This is a genomic window from Shinella sp. 838 (assembly GCF_029623935.1).
Classification (GTDB): Bacteria; Pseudomonadota; Alphaproteobacteria; order Rhizobiales; family Rhizobiaceae; genus Shinella.
Window position 1 is genome coordinate 1 of sequence record NZ_JARSBQ010000057.1, and the last position, 1,619, is coordinate 1,619.

At 62.9% G+C, this 1,619-nt stretch carries 1 protein-coding gene; it reads left to right on the forward strand.

Annotation, left to right across the window (positions count from 1 at the left end):
- The first annotated feature begins 106 nt into the window (after positions 1–106).
- Positions 107–1,447 (forward strand): IS1380 family transposase, encoded by a 1,341-nt coding sequence (locus P9A16_RS35520; protein ID WP_050747148.1) that lies wholly within the window; start codon positions 107–109, stop codon positions 1,445–1,447.
- The last annotated feature ends 172 nt before the right edge of the window (positions 1,448–1,619 follow it).

A 1,619-nucleotide genomic window follows, 5' to 3' on the forward strand; every position in this document is an offset into this window, starting at 1 on the left:
CCCGAATAATTCACGAGGGGTTGGCGGATATGGTTCAAACCGTTGAAATGACGTAGGATTTGGTTGCTTACGCCGATCCGTGCCGTTTCCGGAGACCACACCCGCCATGAATGATCCTACGCTAGCGCTGCCCGGTTTGTCATCAGTCGGCGGCAAGCCCGTCGTCGCCCGTTTTGATGGCGGCATGCTATCGTCCGACAGCGGTGTTCTGGCCCTGGCTGCGGTGGACAAGCGGCTACATGTGGCCGACCGTCTGGCGCGCTGCATCGACGATCCGCGTTGCCCGGACCAGACCGTCCATAGCCTGGCCGACATGATCGGCTTTCGCATGAAGATGATCGCCGCCGGCTACGAGGATGGCAACGATGCCAACCGGCTGCGTTCCGATCCGGTCTTCAAGATGGCCCAGGACGCGCTGCCGTCGGGTCGCGATCTGGCCTCCCAGTCGACGATGTGCCGGCTGGAGAACCTGCCTGGCGTGAGGGAACTGGTGGCGATGGGCCGGGCGATGGTCGACCTTTACTGCGCCTCTTTCCGGCAAGTTCCCAAGCGGATCGTGCTCGACATCGACGACACCTTTGACGCCGTGCATGGCGGCCAGCAATTGCGGCTGTTCAATGCCCATTACGATGAATATGGCTTCCAGCCGATCGTTGTGTTCGATGGGGCGGGACGGTTCGTCGGCGCGGTCCTGCGACCGGCAAAGCGGCCGAGTGGGGCAGAAATCCGCCCCCACCTGCGACGCCTGGTGCAGGCGATCCGGAGCAATTGGCCGAACACTCGGATCCTGATCCGGGCCGACAGCCACTATTGTAGTCCGGCGGTCATCGACTGGTGCCGCGCCAACGATGTCGACTTCATCTTTGGCTTGGCACCCACCACCACCTTGCGCAAGCATGTCGCGGACCTGGAAACCAGCACGATGGCGCGGTTCGACGCGTCGGCGAAGACGGGCAAGGTCCGCAGGTTCAAGGAATTCTTTGACGGCGCCGCTAGCTGGAGCCGCGTCGAGCGCATCATCGCCCGCGTCGAGGTTGGCGCCCAAGGCACCGACACCCGCTTCATCGTCACCAACCTTGCAGGTGGCAAGGCCAAGGTGCTCTACGAGGACGTCTACTGCCGGCGTGGAGCGGCCGAGAACCACATCAAGTCATGGAAGACGCATCTCGCCGCCGACCGGACCTCCTGTACGAGAGCGACGGCCAACCAGTTCCGGCTGTTCCTGCATGCGGGTGCCTATTGGCTGATGTGGGGGCTGCGGGCCGCGATGCCGAAGCGCTCGCGCTTTGCCGTCGCGCAATTCGACACCCTGCGACTGCGCCTCATCAAGATTGCAGCGCGGGTGGTCGAGATGAAAACGCAAATCCGCCTGCACCTGCCAACATCCTGCCCGGATCAGCGCATCCTGCGCATCGTTCTCGATCGCATCCCGCGGCTCGCAACATAGCCGACGGGGCGCTGACGCCCCAAAAGCGAACCCCTCGACCTCAACCTGCAAACCCCGCCTTCCATCACGATGGATTAACTCCGGCGACTGGCAAAACTTGCCTGCGGTGTCGCGCAGCCAGCAAAAGCCTGCCTCTCGTCGCCAAAACGTCCGGTGCTATGCATTAAGGCGG